The sequence below is a fragment of the Haloprofundus halobius genome (assembly GCF_020097835.1).
Lineage (GTDB): Archaea > Halobacteriota > Halobacteria > Halobacteriales > Haloferacaceae > Haloprofundus > Haloprofundus halobius.
In genome coordinates, this window is record NZ_CP083668.1 from 42857 (window position 1) to 59903 (window position 17047).

At 52.3% G+C, this 17047-nt stretch carries 12 protein-coding genes and 1 pseudogene; 8 read left to right on the top strand and 5 right to left on the bottom strand.

Annotated elements, in window-relative coordinates; translation table 11 throughout:
- Positions 1-81: 81 nt before the first annotated feature.
- The 4 genes from LAQ74_RS19025 to LAQ74_RS19040 all read left to right on the top strand — a co-directional run bounded on the left by LAQ74_RS19025 (position 82) and on the right by LAQ74_RS19040 (position 6358).
- Positions 82-4017, top strand: coding sequence for a conjugal transfer protein (locus LAQ74_RS19025; protein WP_317987406.1), 3936 nt, complete (start codon positions 82-84; stop codon positions 4015-4017).
- A 333-nt stretch (positions 4018-4350) separates the two neighbouring features.
- Positions 4351-5592: a phage NrS-1 polymerase family protein gene (locus LAQ74_RS19030; protein ID WP_224338252.1), complete on the top strand. Its 1242-nt coding sequence runs from the start codon at positions 4351-4353 to the stop codon at positions 5590-5592.
- 53 nt (positions 5593-5645) lie between these two features.
- Positions 5646-5897 carry a ribbon-helix-helix protein, CopG family gene (locus tag LAQ74_RS19035; RefSeq protein WP_224338254.1) on the top strand — a complete coding sequence of 84 codons (252 nt, stop codon included), beginning with the start codon at positions 5646-5648 and terminating at the stop codon, positions 5895-5897.
- The gene (locus LAQ74_RS19040; protein ID WP_224338257.1) at positions 5894-6358 is read left to right on the top strand and encodes a PIN domain-containing protein; all 465 of its coding nucleotides are present in this window, start codon (positions 5894-5896) and stop codon (positions 6356-6358) included. Before LAQ74_RS19035 ends, LAQ74_RS19040 begins: the two co-directional genes overlap by 4 nt.
- A gap of 217 nt (positions 6359-6575) precedes the next feature.
- Here the strand turns inward: LAQ74_RS19040 and LAQ74_RS19045 are convergent, their stop codons facing one another.
- Both LAQ74_RS19045 and LAQ74_RS19050 read right to left on the bottom strand, forming a co-directional pair.
- Positions 6576-8642 (bottom strand): MBL fold metallo-hydrolase, encoded by a 2067-nt coding sequence (locus LAQ74_RS19045; RefSeq protein ID WP_224338259.1) that lies wholly within the window; start codon positions 8640-8642, stop codon positions 6576-6578.
- Positions 8639-9580, bottom strand: coding sequence for a hypothetical protein (locus tag LAQ74_RS19050; protein ID WP_224338261.1), 942 nt, complete (start codon positions 9578-9580; stop codon positions 8639-8641). The genes LAQ74_RS19045 and LAQ74_RS19050 overlap by 4 nt, the downstream gene beginning before the upstream one ends.
- Before the next feature lie 542 nt (positions 9581-10122).
- On the opposite strand from LAQ74_RS19050, the gene LAQ74_RS19055 reads away from it, so the two are divergent.
- Entirely contained in the window at positions 10123-10404 is a 282-nt protein-coding gene (locus LAQ74_RS19055) for a PadR family transcriptional regulator (RefSeq protein ID WP_224338262.1), read from the top strand.
- Between the two features lie 741 nt (positions 10405-11145).
- Here LAQ74_RS19055 and LAQ74_RS19060 read toward each other — a convergent pair.
- Positions 11146-12819 carry a hypothetical protein gene (locus tag LAQ74_RS19060; protein ID WP_224338264.1) on the bottom strand — a complete coding sequence of 558 codons (1674 nt, stop codon included), beginning with the start codon at positions 12817-12819 and terminating at the stop codon, positions 11146-11148.
- 65 nt (positions 12820-12884) lie between these two features.
- On the opposite strand from LAQ74_RS19060, the gene LAQ74_RS19065 reads away from it, so the two are divergent.
- Positions 12885-13229: a hypothetical protein gene (locus tag LAQ74_RS19065; protein ID WP_224338266.1), complete on the top strand. Its 345-nt coding sequence runs from the start codon at positions 12885-12887 to the stop codon at positions 13227-13229.
- A gap of 896 nt (positions 13230-14125) precedes the next feature.
- On the opposite strand, the gene LAQ74_RS19070 is transcribed toward LAQ74_RS19065, so the two are convergent.
- Positions 14126-14584: a hypothetical protein gene (locus tag LAQ74_RS19070; protein WP_224338268.1), complete on the bottom strand. Its 459-nt coding sequence runs from the start codon at positions 14582-14584 to the stop codon at positions 14126-14128.
- 325 nt (positions 14585-14909) lie between these two features.
- Here LAQ74_RS19070 and LAQ74_RS19075 point away from each other — a divergent pair, with 325 nt between their 5' ends.
- Positions 14910-15254 carry a hypothetical protein gene (locus LAQ74_RS19075; RefSeq protein WP_224338270.1) on the top strand — a complete coding sequence of 115 codons (345 nt, stop codon included), beginning with the start codon at positions 14910-14912 and terminating at the stop codon, positions 15252-15254.
- A 45-nt stretch (positions 15255-15299) separates the two neighbouring features.
- On the opposite strand, the pseudogene LAQ74_RS19080 reads toward LAQ74_RS19075, so the two are convergent.
- Positions 15300-16069: pseudogene (locus LAQ74_RS19080) on the bottom strand (IS5 family transposase).
- A 720-nt stretch (positions 16070-16789) separates the two neighbouring features.
- On the opposite strand from LAQ74_RS19080, the gene LAQ74_RS19085 reads away from it, so the two are divergent.
- Complete coding sequence (locus LAQ74_RS19085; protein WP_224338272.1) at positions 16790-17044, top strand: hypothetical protein; 255 nt, start codon at positions 16790-16792, stop codon at positions 17042-17044.
- Positions 17045-17047: the final 3 nt, after the last annotated feature.

Genomic DNA, 17047 nt, shown 5'->3' on the forward strand with positions numbered 1-17047 from the left:
ACCGCTGCATCGCCCAAAGAACCCCTTGACTGTAGAGTCCGCTCAGAGAGGTGTTTGTAAGTGACTCGTGAATACATTCGGGTGACGCCCACCTCCGAAACAGTCCACACGAGCACGATACCAACTGCAATCGAGAGTCTGCACAAACTCACAGCCGAGCAGTCCTCGTTCACACAGCAACTCAATCCCTTACACTCGAATCCACCACCGACGTTCGAGTTCCTCGTCGTGAGCGAAGGCGCTGAGGAGCCAGTTGAGTTCTACTACGGAGCCGACAAACACCTTGAGACACTTGAGGAACGCCTCACGCGAATCTATCCGTCGTCGTTCGATATCTCGCGTGAATCCGTTGATCTCGAATCGAAACTCCTCACAGACGAGGTAACTGAGGAGGAACTGTCACCACGAGGAGTTCAGTGGCACAGTTCGAGCGTTCGCCGCAAGGATTGGATGATGCTGCTTACTCGAAGTGACACAGAGTCATCGCTCTCTGACGATGGGCCCTTGCTTCCCCTCGTCTCACTCATCGACGAACTCTCCGACGTCAAGGCACCGGTTGTCTTTCAAGTGCTCTTCCAGCGGAAGCCTGATTGGTCGTCTGCGGCCGAGAATCGGAAGCTCGACCTCCGGAATCAGACGGACACGCTCATCGACAAAGCCGTCAGCACCGTCTTCATTGACACGCGTACGCTCGCTGAGAAAGAACAGTCTCTAAGTGACGCTACAAGGCAACGTCTCGATGAAATTCGCGCGAAGAACCCGAAACGAACGTTCACCGTTAACCTCCGGGCGGTTGCCGTTCCACCGGCCGAGACTGATGAGGCGGCGATTGATGCACAACTCGATGATTTGATGACCGTCTTTGACTCGATTGGTGGAGAGTTCTATGAGGTTGAGCGTGAACGGCTTCGGGACAAGGGACGTAACCATTGCTTCAGTACGCTGGACCAAGTGCTCAACCGAGAGGTCGTTACGGGCCGGGGTCGAACGACACCAGATTTCGTTTGTAATGGACGAGAACTCATGCAATTCATCACGATTCCCTCGGGAAGTGAACTCAGCGTTGAGGGTTCGCGCCGAACACGCTCCGAACAAGAGAGCCAGAATTCACTTCCCCTGCCTCACCACGACCACATGTCGAGTCTTCGCGAGGGAATGGAAATCGGGTATGCTATCGATGAGAACGGCATTCCCGAAGACGAGTCGGTGTGTATTCCGACGTCGTCACTGGTCACACACTATCTCCGGGCGGCGACGACGGGCGGTGGGAAATCGAAGGCACTACTCAACGACATCCTCTCGGCGTATGCTAACACCAGTGGGCCAGTCATTGTGCTTGACCACAAGGGCGACGGCCTCGCGGAAAATTACATGCGTGCACACGGTCGCCGCTTTGGAATGGACGACCTCGAAGAGAACGTGCTGCACTTTACTCTTCCCGATATCCTGCCTGGATTCTCCTTTTTTGATCTTCGCCCAGCACTCTCACGTGGCGTCCGGCGGACGGATGCTGTCAAGCGTAAAGCCGACCAGTACAGACAAATCCTTGAACTCGTCGTGGGGAAAGACGTCTTTCGACGTGCAGTCACCTCCCCGATTCTCATTGAGTCGCTCATCAAGGCGCTGTTCGACGAGGACTATGGCCGTGAAAACGGGAGCCACCGCGAAAGTGAGGACTTCTTCGGGCACGAACAACTCGAGCACGCTTCTGATCAACTTGCGGCCGCCGGTCCACCCAACCCGGATGAAGCGGCCTTACCGAAAACGACTGATGTCGCTGCCCAGCGCGCACTCCGTCGGAGGATCAACACCGACGCACAGTCGTTCTCAGCAACGCTTGACGGGCTTAACAACCGTCTTGCATACATTTCGCTGGACGGTAATCTCCAACGAATCTTCGACAACACTGCCCAACAGCTCGATTTGCGAGAAATCCTCGATAGTGACCAAATCATTCTGTTCGACCTCGGGGGGTTGAGCGACAAAGCAGCGAAACTGCTGACCGGACTCATTCTCGCACTGTTAGAAGACGCTCTCCGGACACACGAAGACGACCTGACGCGCCGTGACGACGATTACGTGGTTAACCTCATGGTTGACGAGGCGGCCTCTGTGGCCGCCTCTGACGTCCTCAACAATATGCTTGAGAAAGGACGGAGCTTCCGACTCTCGGTGGGGCTGGCGATGCAGTTCCCCGAGCAGATACAAACCGAGGGTGGCCGACGCTTGTATCTCAATCTGCTCAACAACATCGGGACGTTGCTCGTCGGGAAAATCAAGGTCGACCGCGAGCTCGCGAACGCGATGGCTCACGAGGAGTTAGACCCCGAAGCGTTCGCCAATCGGATTGGGTCGTTACCTCGGGGTGAATGGATTGCCCAACTCCCGAGTCCGACGTTCGGTGAAACGGGGCCGTACCCGTTCAACGTCAAACCACTCCCCATACCAGCGGGGCATCCAGAGAGCGAGGCACCACTGACGGCGTCCGAAGAACAGCGGTTCCAAGACGCCCTGTCTCGCGTACACGAGCGGACACAGCAGGAGTTCGGCGTCCCCCGCGATAACAGTCAGCCGACGGCGACAACGCCCGATGAGTTAGGTGAGTTGCTCGATGTCACTACCGATGACCTGGACGTCGCCATCGCGAAGACCGTCCGAAGCGTACAACTCCGCGAAGGAGTCCGCGACGACAATGAGTGGGTAAGTGTCAAGACAGTTGATGAGACACTGCGAAGGCTGTACGAGCGAGTCGAAGCCGAGCCACCGGACTATGAGGAACTCACCGAGATTCGCAAACGATCACGACTGCTCGACACCACGGTCGACATCGACGCCGACGAACTCATCGTCCGACTCACAGAGGCGGGAGAAACCGAAGCCGAACCCGACACGGGCGACGTACGATCCGCCGGTGGGAGTGACCACGACGAGGCGCTCTTGGAGACCGAACAGGCGTTATCACCGCTGGGATTCACCGTCTCGATTCTCACCCAGGATGGGAGTGAGAAACCGGACGCGAGAGCGACACACCCGAGCCTCGAAACGCCGTTCGTAATCGAGGTCGAGACGACAACCCCGAAGAACCCAGCGAAGGTACTCACGAACCTCCAGAAGGCTCAAGCGGAGAGCGCAATTCCGCTCTTTGTCGTCCAACCGGGTGAGACAGAGACCTACTGGGCCGAGCGACTTGACCGAGTCCTCTCATCTCCGGTTCGTGAGCTCGCAGACGGAGAGACTCGGTTCTATACCCATGACGTCCCACTCACGTTCAATGGTGGAGCAACCGAGCACGGAGGCGTAACCGCTGTTCGCCCAGTGAGTGAGAACGACGACTCGAAGCGCTCTGTATGGGTAAAAGATGGAGACGAGATTGCACTCCGAGATGGCGCTGGGACAGAGCATCTCCGTGTCTCTACGTGGGACGAAGTGACGAAAGATCGCGTGCCAGCAACCTACAGCTACGATCGGCCGGTCGAAGAGTATCTCGTCTATGAGCGTGGGGAGATTCACGCCTATGAGTCAAAGGATGCGTTTGAGGCAGAGTGGGTGAAAATCAGCCAGCCGTTCATCCCAGCAGAGGAGTTGACGAATCCGACGTACGGCACAGACAGCTACGCAGTCGTCATTCTTCGTGAGAATGATGAGCCGGTCGTCTATGATGGAAATTCCACGAAGCCACTCGAAACGCTCCTTACGAGTACCGAACAGTCAGACGCAGCGTCTGAAGAGAGTTCGAATCCAGGCTGGAAAGATGATTCCGATGCTGTTGTCGAGCAGTTCGTATCCGATTGGATAGTCGAAGAGGAGGGCGGTTCGGTCCCTGCTGCAGACGTCTATTCGACGTATGAAACATGGGCCAAACAACACGAGATTACTCCTGATTCACGGAGTTGGTTCAGCCGACGCCTCAGTAATCAGATAGTATTTGAACGGGAGACTGAGCGCCATGATGGGGAGGCGATTCGGTGCTACAAGGGGATTTCACTCGCAAATCGGAGTGTCGATGATGAATTCTGAAATCGGGCAGTGTACGCCTTCAAACGCCACTGTATCGCATTTCACGATGGCGTTACGGCAACTGGCGATTGCGAGTTTCGAGAATCTTCAAAAACGCAAGACTGCGTGGTGTTACGGCAAAACCGAGAATGCCGTAACACTGGCCCCTACTCAGGAAAATGCCGTACATGGCGTACACCTGCAACTCAGAAGCTCTATTGTCCATTTAGAGATTCTGTTACGGCAAAAAGCAACTAGTATAGATGGGGGGTATGCCGGTGCAAGTGAGCGAAGCGAATACGGGGAGATTTTTTCTGGCGCCCGGAGGGGCGCGGCGATGAGTGAGGAAGGTCAATGAGTGACGAAACTACTAGAAAGTTGATACTGGATGGATTGCCGAATGTGTTGGTTGAGCGAGACCAATGGGTGTGTTGGCGGAGTGAGAAACGTGGTGGGAAGTCGACAAAAATTCCGGTTGGGCCTGGAGTAGGTTCGTTCGCGTCGTCGACAGATTCAGAGACCTGGTCGGACTTCGAAACCGCACTCGAATATCATCAGCGTGGGCAGGCGGATGGACTCGGATTTGTGTTTACTGACGAGGATCCGATTGTCGGCGTTGACCTCGATGATTGCCGCGATCCAGAGTCCGGCGAAGTCGACGAGGATGCACAGGATATCATCGAGAGATTGGATTCGTATACCGAAGTATCACCATCGGGGAGTGGGTTTCACGTACTTGTCCAAGGTGAGTTGCCCGAAGGACGCAACCGACGCGGGAAGATCGAGTGTTATGACAACGCTCGCTTCTTCACGGTGACAGGCGCGCACGTGGATGGGACACCTCAGACGGTCAAGCGTAGACAGGACGCATTAGCGGGAATTCATCGAGAGTATATTTCGAGTGCGAGCGAGTCGCAATCGAGAAACAGCCCTGAGACTGTAACAGCCAGTGAGGATGACAGTTCAGTAGAAGGAGCTGGGCTTTCGGATTCAGGGTTGGTTGAGAAGGCGATGGGTGCATCGAATAGCGCGAAGTTCGAGCGACTCTGGAACGGGAATACGAGTGGGTATGACAGTAATTCGGAGGCGGATATGGCGTTGTGTTGTCTGTTGGCGTTTTGGAGTGGTGGCGATGAGAATCAGATGGACCGACTCTTCCGACAATCAGGGTTGCTACGTGGGAAATGGGACGATGTCCATTACGCAGATGGGTCGACGTATGGAGAAAAGACGATCGAGCGGGCGGTGCAGACGACGTCTGAGTTCTATACGCCCTCGAAGAAAGAGACGACTAAGTCTGTCTCGGAGCCATCAGAGTCGTCCAGGGCTTCTGAGAGTCGTGATGATGCATACGTGGGTGAGAAGAATCGGTTGTTGGCAGAACGTGTGGAGACGTTGGAGACACGGACTAAGCGCAAGGACAAGCGGATTGAGTGGCTTGAAGCGGAGATTCAGAGACTGGAGGCAAGGCTCCAAGATGACGATACTGAGTCAGTGAGCGGAGAGGAGAGCCAACACATGAGTAATGATGGCGAATCAGGATCGGAATCGTTGTGGGGGCGAACAAAGCGTCTGTTTCGAACAGACGCCGAGTAACACCACGATGGCGCCCACAGACGTTTAAGTTACCACAGCGCAATCGTCTAGCCATGGCCACGGATCTCACCGAACGGGTGCAAGAAATCGCCGAAGCGCGGGGTATCCCCGAGTCAGAGATCCTCGAACAGGCGTTAGAACGCGGTGTCGAAGATCTCTGGGTCGACCTTGTCCTCTCGCAATACATAAACGACGAAATCGATCGCGAGACAGCGATTGGTCTCGTCGGCCGTGACCGTGTCAAGCGAGCAGAGCGTGAATTACAGGCTGTCAAAGACGACGTTCGGTGGGGACTGAATGCGTGATTCTTGCGGTTGCTGATGCGGGCCCCATCATTCACCTCGACGAGATCGACGCACTTGCGTTGCTCTCGACCGTCGATAAGCTACTGATTCCACAGACTGTCTACCAAGAACTTGAGGCGGGCACGGTCCCTCCTGCACTCGAATCGATTGAGTATGAACTCGTTGAGACTGACACGACCACACTTGACGTCGATTTAGATCCCGGAGAAACAGCTGCACTTGCGGTCGCATCTGAGCGCGCTGCAGTACTTTTGACTGACGACCTGGCAGCGCGAGACACCGCGAACGACCATGATGTTGAAGTACATGGTTCGATTGGTGTCCTCGTACTCGCATACTCCCGTGGAGAACTCAAGAAGACAGAAGCGGCCAAGCTGATGCGGGCACTTCAGACTGAAACGAGTCTGTTCATCACTGACGCTGTCGTCGAGCGTGGTATCTCACTACTTGATGAAACGTAGCGTGAGCCACCACTGGAGCAAGTCTAGCAATAAAGACAAGAGTTCCCTCTCTAGGTCACTGCTATGGCCTCATGCGACTTGTTGGTGACTTAAGGACTTCAGTATGAGACTAATGATGAGCACTCAAATCATGTACTTGTAGATTTAGCAGTAGTGTCTAAAGTTGATTTACGCAGTCAAAAAGTCGTTCTTAAAGAATTGGCCCCACTAGATTAGTTTAGAGATTCGCTTCTGCATACTGCCAGATCTCACTTGCAGTACTGTTGCCAATCTGATTGAGAGCCGTGAGATCCGAAACTGACGCCTCTTGGATGTCTCGAAGTGTGGTGTAACCATTGTCAAGAAGACGCTCAGTGATAGCAGGACCAACACCGTCTAGTTCCGAAAGTACTTCCACCGATTTCACTACTTCATTGTCTTCAGAACCCTTAATAGCGGATGTCGGCTCATTAGCGGACTCTGTCCGGACGATACGGCGAATATCGGCCTCCGTCCACCGATGATCATTACGAACTGTAGCTAATTCTGCTTCGAGTGCTTTGTTTCTGGCTTCCAAAGCCTCAACCCGCTCTTCAAGGGTTTTCTCGGGTTTATTATCTGTGTGGTCATTGTGAGGTTTGGTCTCATTCAATTCATTATTTGCAGTAGGCTCATCGTTGGTGTGAGAGTCCTCAGTAGTGCTTCCTGGTTGCACCGTGATGGCATTTGCAGCCCCTGAACTGTTGTCTACACGTATTAATTTCCCAGCGGTGGAACCATAAACTGGAATCGGGGTTCCCATAGACGCACGAGTAACTGCGTCTGCGTTAAGCTGGTTTGACAGGTATCCTCGACATTCCTTTTGTGCATCGTTTGGTCCGTGAACGAGGGCAACATGCTTTGCATCTACTTCCTGTGCGAACTCATAGAGTGTTTGACGAGCACAGTGCCCACTAAACCCTGAAATCGTCTTGACCCATGAGGTTGGGATATTCACCGTCGTATTGCCATTCTTATCAGATTCTAGCTCAGAATTACGGAATGGAGTCACGGGCAGAGATACAGTAACCTGATTTCCCGATCCATTTTGGAGTACTCGGCCCGGCGTTCCTTCTGCTTGGTATCCTGTGAAGAAAATTCGTGCTTCGTCATAATGCTCGGCCAAGGCTGTGAGATAGAGTGGTGAAGTTCCACCAGAGAGCATGCCTGATGGAGCGATGATAATTGGTGCTCGCTCACCGTCGAGAATTGGAATGCGTTCAGAATTATCCTCTGGATACCATGCGCAATCAGGGAGGAATGGTTCGTTGTCCTGAGCGTTCATCCGCCAGTTGTTGATTGTCTCATCAACGAATTCACCAATGGAGAATGCATGGTAGGCCGCAGTAGCGTCTCGCGCCATTCCATCATAGACGACTTCCAACTGGTCTCGGACTTCGTCTGGTTCATGTGGGAACCGTTCTCTAAATACTTGCATGACCTCCTGTGCACGTCCGACTGCGAACGTCGGGATGAGAACGGGAATGCCCTTTTTGACTGCGCTTATTGTCGCCTGATAGAGTTGGTTTCGTGCCTTCTTCAACGAGCGGTGCTGTTGTCTACCGCCATATGTACTTTCTAAGAACAGCGTGTCGGCAGCAGGCGGTGTGTCATAATCAGGGAGATGCGCAGACCGGCCACCGATATCGCCAGAGAAGACTACACGACGACCCCCATATTCAATAGCAAGCCAAGCACTCCCGAGGAGGTGTCCGGCACCACCCAGTGTATACGTTATATCTGCGCTCGTGTTGAGACGTCGAAGCTCGTTTGAGAGTGCGTGTTCGCCATAACGCTGGGGCTTGAACCGTTCAAGTACGTCATGGACATTATTGCGGGTGAATTCCTGTTCACGGCCCTGCTTTTGAGTCTCTTCTTCGTGGATTTTAATCGAATCGTGTAATAACGTGTGACAGAGTGCTGTAGTGGGCCGTGTCGTGATAATGGGGGCATCTTTTGCAAGAAGGGCTCGATTTTCGATAACTGGTAGTCCTCCAGAATGATCGATGTGTGCGTGTGTGAGGAACACGGCATCGATTTGGCCTTCTTCAATGCCTCTTAGATTCGGGAATTGCCCACCACTACCTTGGTTGAGACCACAGTCAACGAGGATATCCAGTTCTGGTGTTTGAACATGGTAACAAGATCGCCCAACTTCCCTTGCACCACCACGCGGAGTGACGACTAGCGGCTGGTCGGTAGAGGCAAGGTCACTTGGTGGAACCGATTCTTCATCGTCCGCGTTTTCGTGGATTGTTACGGTCATCGGTTGAGGACTTGATCGGCGTAGAATCGTTCGACGGTGCGAGTCTGACCGACAAAGGTGAGTTCGCGGATAAGGTCAGTCTCTGCGAGAGCTGGGAGGTACCGCTCGTATTCGTCCAAGACTGTTTCAAGGGGCCGAGTATCGTCACCTGGTTGTTGAAGCCGTCTTACTTGCCAAATAGCGGGTGTTGCATCGAGTGAGCCTGATTTCTGTGCTTCTCGTTCAGTGAAATATCGAGCGCGGCCTGCCTGCTGAGTCGTCCCTCTCCCTAGTCGAGAGGGTTTCGCAGTGACCTCATCAAGTCGTACGAGTTCGAGTGGCGTTCGCGTTTCACCGGGGAGTGCTTCGTCGAGGTCTTCGCGAACGCGATGGGCACTCAGGGAACTATCTTTCTGGAAGTATGCGAGTGTCATCTCGGCGTGTTCTTCGTACAAATCAGGTTTGACCGCATGGGCCCCATCGTCGAAGGTGAGATATTGAGGTGGAATCTCGACAACGCAGAGGCCGGTTAGATAGAGTCGCTGAGGATCGGTTGCAGTTTCTTCTTCGAGATGATCCGCGATTTCCTCTAATCCGTCAATGAATTCAATGGGACTGATTGGTGTGGCATTTTTTGGTGGGCGTTCGGCTGGATTATCGAAGTAGACGGTTGTTTCGGGGATGTAGGGTGTTTCAGCAGGGATGCGAACTTCCACAGGGTATTCTGGTGGTCGATAATCTTGGTATGCGTGGTCGTCTCGACTGGTACGGTCAAGCAGTATTTTCGCACTGACGGGGAATACCGTCGGGGGAAGCGATTCGAGGATTTCGATTGGGTCTAAGATGCGGAGAATTGCAGCTGATGCTCGGTCAGTCTGTTCGTGTGTGGTTTTCACATCCATGGCAATCGTCAACAGGTCGTTTACTGAATAATTATAAATCCTGTGGAATCCAGACATACTGTTCTGGCGTTAGCAACGACTATCGACGAAACTGACCTCGAGGATCCACAGCAGACTCCCCGACTGACGTGCAAGTACATTTGCACGCGGCGCTAGAGTCGTGTGACGACCTCTCGTCGACTCCTCTAGTCAAGTGTTCGGTGTGTCTGAAAGTAGGACTACCGAAGCGGACCAGGGTCCACGACTGCCGAGGCTCACCACCTTACCTCATCACTTTGGAAACAGACAAAGCGGTTACTCGGGAAAGACGCAGAGTGACGATAATCACGTGGAGTCGCGACTAAGTGAGTATTCTCCTGCACTAGAACACGATATCAGTTACATTATCAGCTCCTTCGTAATGGAAAATGGCTAACGCTTTTGCGGGTATAGGATGTTGGTTTGAGTGTCCACGTAACTAAGCGTGGATAACGTCAGAGGCATCCCAGTCTCCCCCCATCTTCCTCAATTCACTAATCTGGCGGGATATTGCTATTCTCATAAATATAAAATATCTTGTCATTGCGAAATTCTATATGCAAATTCGTTGGTCATGGCATATGAACGACTTGAGTGGCTTCCAACGAGACCTCTTGTACGTGATTTCTGGGTTTGACCAGCCGTCGGGACAAGACGTCAAAAGCGAACTCGAACAGTACGTCGACGGTGAAATCAACCACGGCCGACTCTACCCAAACCTCGACACCCTCGTCAACAAGGAGTACGTCGAGAAAGGACCACTTGATCGCCGAACAAATTACTATGCGATTACGGAGAAGGGACGAGAAGCGCTTCGTGAGCGGCGAGGATGGGAAGACCAATACACGGCGATTGAGGCGTAGTCTGCTCGAAATCCACTCATAGAATCACCGTCGGCTACCTACGGCTTGTCTTAACCAACATCTGTTGGTCTTTTCAGGTCACAGCGAGAGACTCACGATGGGCCAGTCTTCCTGACAATCCTGGTCGTTCCAGCAGGAGCACTCGGTGTCGCATTATAGTTGAAAAGACCAATGACGGTATAGGGGTTCTTCGTTGGTTAAAGACCGCACAATTTATAGAAACAAGAGTCATCGTAGATGGGTTCTGTTGAAATCCGCAAACTGGGACAGAAATCGTGTGCTAAATAGAAAGCGCATATTCACCGCATAAATGATGTGCCAACCACGATGGTAACCCCCACAACAGAGAGAACGATTGAGATTATTCCCACCAGTCGTTCGAGCTGGAATTGACCACGAAGAGACGGATGTGCCACCATCGCTGGACCACTTGGCATCGGGCCGCTGGTCAAGATTACCCCGATGACACCCACTAAGACGAGTGTCCAGCCTACATATCGACCCGCTCTCAGGGAACCCATGTTAGCATCTTGTGACAGGAGATTATGGTCCTTTTGTCAGTTCTGTATGGCTCCTAAGTTACTAAGACGCTCTAAACAGACCAGATATACCCTTGCAAGAGACATACTCTGTAGTCAACACGGTTTTCACGGCAGTAGCCGGAATGAACGCAAATTGACGAGCTCGTTCATTGCCTCTATTCGCCCCTGTCCTTTGAGTAGTTACAAGAACCACCGGAATTCAAGTTGTCGAGTATATATACGTAATCGCAAGTAACGCAATCCCAATTACCCAAGGTATCCATTCGTACTCTATCTCCATATTCTCGTTTCCGAGCAGTTTGCCAAGCATATCTATTAGTGAGAGAATCACACCAGAGATGAGGAAAACTATGCTCCCGAGACCGGTCATGAGACCGACCGCCTCAAAACTGCTCTCACCATTGAACGGCCGCTGGATTCTCCTTAAAATGGAGTCAGACGGACCCTCTGATTGTCGTGCTGAATTCGACTCTGATGCTTGTGCGGTTTCGCCTCCGTTCTTAGTATCATCTTCGCTCTTTCCCTGATGTTTCGCGGTGTTGCTAGATGAGTCCTTTTCGTTAAGAGACGGTGTCTGTGTTGGCTTTTCTGTACTTTGGCCAGTCTCTGCGTTGGCAGTCGCAGTTATTGACTGCCACTCCGACTGTGACGACAGTTGCTGTTCCCTAATATACTCTCTGACCGTCGAAGCCGATTCCTTAGCCGTACTGCTCTCGATACTCAGATGACCAACTCGTTCGCGGTCGTAGACGATGAGGGCAGTTCCCTTTAGCCGCGGGTCAAGTTGAGTCGCGTCGACGACACGGCCCGTTACTCTGTATTTGCCAGTCTCAGGCTCGACAGGGGTATCCTGTACAGTGTTTGAGACACCTGCGTAGTAGACTAGTTGGTCTGAATTTTTGGGTGGTGAATCGAAGAGAGTCCCGCTGTGAACGACCCCATCAGTCGGAACGGGAAGACATCCTGTAACTGGGTTTGTAATCGAGGATGGAGCGCATTTAGCAGCCGATAGCAAGGTCTCTTGGGTACTTAATGAACTCCCGACTCCGTTTGCGGTGACTGTGACTACTTCTCCGGTGTGGGCAGAGAGTTCATCAAGATCAGAGACCGTGGTCGATTCCGGCGTAGTCTGACCGATAATGGCAGCTACACTACCGCCTCCACCGCCAACTACTAACATATTGACTGTTGCATTGGCCGACATCCACCACCGGGTTTGCTGGCTTGCTCGACCGATACTACTCGTGGAGAGGGGAAGACGACCAGTAAGTTCGCTATTCAGTTCATGGTTTTGCTTGGCAAGGGAGAGGTTCACCGTTGACCACTTCCCCTCCCGACCTGGACTTTTGAATGTACTGAACGAAAATCGCTCTTCGCCGAGTCCGAGAAGTGACTCTTGGAGTACCACTTCTCCTTCAGTAGCGTCAACCGTATGTGTGAGTTGTGTGACCGACGCAGATACCTGCACAAACTCGTACTGGTACTCCTTAGGGTTCTTTTCAAGTTCGTCAAGCGGCACTTCCGTTCCTTCTGGATTGACCTTGAGGCTAGTCGCGACGAGCAGACCAAGTCCACCTTCCGGTGGCAGAATCTCGACACCATTCAGAGAGGCTTGGCCCACAGCAGGGTCTGAGTTCGATAGCACTACGTACCTCGTTCCGCTGTCGGTAAACAGTAGAGACGCGTGTTGTACGGAATCAAAACCATACGATTCGACTATAGATGACGTCTCAGAAACGTAGTTTGCTTCCGCTTGAGCGGAGACGTTCACAATCACTCCTTCGTACGTTGAAGATGACTGTGCATGAGCTGATATAGGAACGCCAGATAGAGCCAACGAGAGTATGAGTAGTGAGATGACTAGCTTACGCATTCGTGTTGGTTTGAATACTATTATGTATATATGTTTATTCTTGTTTCGAAGCACCAATACAGGAGTTGAACGAACCTGAAAAACTGGAGACGGTCGACGAGGCCGCCGAGGAAGACGTCGTTGACGACGACCAGGAGAACACCGCCGACGTCAACGCCACTGACGCGCCGATGCCGGCAAAGCTCTCCCATGACGATTTCTTGTACGTCCTGTGGCGTTCGAAGACAAAAGACGACCGGGACATGATTCCGCGGTTCCTACGTGAGGAGTTCATACGCAGCGAGTCCGAGTTCCGCACTGAGGCGGCGAAGGTGCTCGGGAAGGACGCCGACGACATCTCGGTATCGACCACCGGACGGCGATGTACCGTGTTGCTCGTGAGCGGCCGTGTGAAGTTGCGAAGAAACTGAAAGACGATGGCTACGACCTGCTGTAGCCTGTCATCCGACTTTTCAATCGCGACTCTGGTGTCGATTTTATCGTAACGAGATGTGTTCCAGCGGAAACAGTGGGGTCTCACAATTATGGCCCAGCGATCTCGAACTCCGACCCTCCGCAGCGGGGACAGTCCTTTGAGCCAATTGGAACGAGCCTTCCGTCCTGGGTTCGTTGACCGAGGCCATGTCTACCGCAGGTACGACAGCGGAGGAAGACGCGGTCAACCATGCCGGACTAGTTACGATTCGTGACTAAAGCGCTGATGGCCGAGGGCTGTGAGAATCACTGTGGACAACTGACTTGTTTACAGTAAACTCACCAACCAGTGAAGTACTACTACCCTCAAGACGCGGCCCGAGACGCTCGGATTTAGTCTCCGACATTGTTTTGTTACCATCGAGATATTTTTGACAAATGAGCGAGTCAAATGGGAAGAAGAGAACGTCAAACAGGAGTCTTCAGCTGAAAACACTTCAGAGAATTGGTCTTGTAGTAGGGCTATGTGGGCTCCCCTTGTTTCTCATTGGCGTCGGTACGGCTGTTGATTATCTGTGTTGCCAATCTCACCCTGTTCCTGCCGCTGTTGCGTTCTCGTTGAAAATCGAGTTTACAGTGGCTGGTATCCTTCTCATGCTCACTGGACCTGGACTCGTTGTGTTACCGCTACTACCGTCTTCGTGAATCATCGGCTTGGCAGTATAATCACGATACTACACGCAGAATCCATCCTCTTTATTCCGCACGAATTATCCGACAGCATATTGGTAGTTCGGTCTATCGCTGCTGCATACACGGCGCGAATCGGTTACGTTGCCAATCGTCTCCTGACGGGAAAACGGAGTGAGAGATAGAGAGCAAGCACTCACCATCAGGTGCTTGAGCGGACCACTCGGGTGAGATGTCTGCGGGCGACGTATTCGGCGGCACCTCCAAGAACGGCAGTCGTGAGCGCATAGACACCGCCAAAAATGTAGAAATCCAGCGGAGGAATTCCCATCACTGACATAGTTTCCTGAAACGTTTGCCAGCGAAAATAGAGGTGAATTACGAACCACACGGCGACACTGAACGCGGGGACGACTAGCCGCCGTTCGAGAAACAGGACAGTCGGAACCAGCCCAAGAAGTACAAGTCCCACTACGGTACCGACGAACCAGACGTTCATCGGATACGAATACGAAAGCACCGCCGCCGGCTCTTGAAACATCGTCGGATACGGCTCACGAGATGCAAACCAGAGCCACACCACAGTAACCAGCAGCAGGTGAGCGACCCCGACTACACCCCCCATAACCATAGTTCGACGAGAGGGCCGAAGGTGTTGCATACCTCTTCTCCTCAACAAGAAATCATAAACATATGTATGGTCTCAAACGAGGAATACATTCTCTTGGCCTTGTTTAGATGCGGAGTACCAGTCGATTCTCTTCACTAATGACAATGCAATCAGCCGCTCGGTGTACCCGAGTACTTAGAAAGACAATAACGAATTTTCCCTGCGAAAGCTTCACATGTGTTCATAGAACAGAATCTGTATGAAAAGACGTCAGTTTCTCGCCGGAACCGTTCTAACGGCACCCATGGTTTTGGGCGGATGCCTTGGTAGCGGTCCATCTTGCACAGATGAGGATAGCTGGCCACCGAGTATCCAAGTGGAAGAAGTGGAACTCACACCGGGCGACTCAGAAGTCTTTGAGATACAGGTAGACGGAATCACGTCATTTCAATTTGATACACGGTTGTATCCATGTGGTACCACGGATGCGCCAGTCAGATTTGGAGATATCGACACCTCACCAGCGATAGATTCTCAACTTGACTCGTGCCCGCCAATTTGGCTATGGGATGACTGTACACGTGTGACCGTAGATGTGCCGATTCATATTGCTCCAGATGCCGAAACCGGCACGTACGAATATGGATTCCAAATTGAGGAAGATATTGGCGAACGGAACTCGCAAGACTACCAGTATGCAATCACGGTAACTGAGAACTGAGATATGACTGCCAAGCGCTAGGCAGCCTGTCTCTCATGACCGAAATCAGGAGGCCAGTTCGATATTTCTCACAGCCGCTTTCAGAACGAGTTCTCGGAACTGGCCAAACCATGTTCGGGCCCGAAGCGTGTCACCGTATCGCTGCTTGAGCGCAAAGAAGACAGACTCAACCACTGACCGCTGGTGATAGATGTCATCGTCATGGCGAGCGTTGTGCGCCATATCAAGCGGATAGAACTCCCGGTGTTTGATTACTGGCCGAACGTCGGCCTCCAGCAGTTCTTCACGTAGGTCGTCCCAGTCATACCCTTTGTCAGCGGTAACGGTCTCTAACCGGGTGAGATTCCGCGTGAGTACCTGCCGCCCGACTTGGGTGTCGTGTGGCTGCTTCATCGAACAGTGAATATCCAATACAGTACTGGTTTCGCAGTCTACCAACGCTGTCGTCTTGACCGACCTGAAGGTATAATCTGTCCGATTCGCATAGTGACGGCTGGCCGAATGGCGGTCGAAGCCAGTTGCATCGATAGCCTGCACGTCTCCGGTATCGTGAAGATCAGCGGAGAGCCGGAGGAGAGTTCGCCAGACCGCCATCTTGAGCTGTTGCTTCCGTGCGCAAACTGTCGTGAAGTCCGGCAGCTCGCTCGGTTCAAGATCCAGTTTCTTGACGACCCCATGCATCTCGTGAAGAACATCAAGAAGCCGTCGATAGGGAAGATCAAGATATTCGCGGAGACCGTTGATCAATCGCCAGAGACAGCGCGTTTCGCCAACGTTACAAGGCGATCTGTGAAGCGCGAGAGACGAGAGGGCACACTACTTGGGTCTGACTCAGAGGTCAGTTAGTTCACCGGAGTGAGTCGTTCTCTACAGCGTCTAAACAAGACCCATTCTCTCTATTCAGCATATCCCCGTCAAACTATCAAGAATTGAATCGATTCACAAAAGCCGTAGAGCTTCCCTCAAATCTGGCGACACCGATTTTTATTGGCCCCACACGGGGTGTGGGGCGGCCCAAGCAGTCGCCCGACGCATAAACGATGTCGACCCGCTGGACGCTCGCTTTTTGAACTGATACGCCGAACACAACTATTACAGCTCTGAATAGTATTACTAAATTCAGACACATTCTCAGGAGCGTGCTGCATACAGAGCGCGAATCGGTCACGAGAACTCCCTCGGACTTCGGCCGTCTGAACCGGTACATACAGGGTCTGTAGCTAACAGACCTATTTGAGAGGGAAGGTACTTTGATGAAGCCGGTTGTGATGTTATATGTTCAGTCGTGCTAAGAATTGATGTTCTATCGGTAGTGAGTTAACGACATGTATGTGTCATTCGCTCTTGGAGTGTTAGGTGGTCTTCTCTCTGGTGTTCTTGTATATCTAGTGCGACAGAAGGTACGAGCAGACAGATTACGGAAAGCGATTGCAATGGAAGTTCGAAACACGCCACTCGATGCTCTTACTACTGGTTTTAAAGGTGAAGTAGGACTACAAACTCCGATTATCAATTCCAACCTTGATACGATTCATTTGCTCACCGAAGACGAGATCGTCGAGGTAGAGAATTTTCATAGACACATGCAACAGGTGCAGGAACACTATGAAGAGGAAGAACAGGACGACGGCAGAAGGAAGATACACATTCCAGCTAAGCTACAGCGTAAGAGCAAGGATTATGCTCGGAACACCGCCTTCGAGTTAGAATCCCATATCTGGAATTGGTCAAACCTGTCTTCGAGGATCACGTTCTGGAAGGAGACTAAGAGAGACGACGAGAGGTATTGAGGG

What these genes read in the sequence shown, in the direction of transcription:
- LAQ74_RS19030 (WP_224338252.1), top strand. Translation starts at nt 4,351, where the DNA reads ATGAGTGACGAAACTACTAGAAAGTTGATACTGGATGGATTGCCGAAT.
- LAQ74_RS19035 (WP_224338254.1), top strand. Translation starts at nt 5,646, where the DNA reads ATGGCCACGGATCTCACCGAACGGGTGCAAGAAATCGCCGAAGCGCGG.
- LAQ74_RS19045 (WP_224338259.1), bottom strand. Translation starts at nt 8,642, where the DNA reads ATGACCGTAACAATCCACGAAAACGCGGACGATGAAGAATCGGTTCCA.
- LAQ74_RS19050 (WP_224338261.1), bottom strand. Translation starts at nt 9,580, where the DNA reads ATGTCTGGATTCCACAGGATTTATAATTATTCAGTAAACGACCTGTTG.
- LAQ74_RS19055 (WP_224338262.1), top strand. Translation starts at nt 10,123, where the DNA reads ATGAACGACTTGAGTGGCTTCCAACGAGACCTCTTGTACGTGATTTCT.
- LAQ74_RS19060 (WP_224338264.1), bottom strand. Translation starts at nt 12,819, where the DNA reads ATGCGTAAGCTAGTCATCTCACTACTCATACTCTCGTTGGCTCTATCT.
- LAQ74_RS19070 (WP_224338268.1), bottom strand. Translation starts at nt 14,584, where the DNA reads ATGCAACACCTTCGGCCCTCTCGTCGAACTATGGTTATGGGGGGTGTA.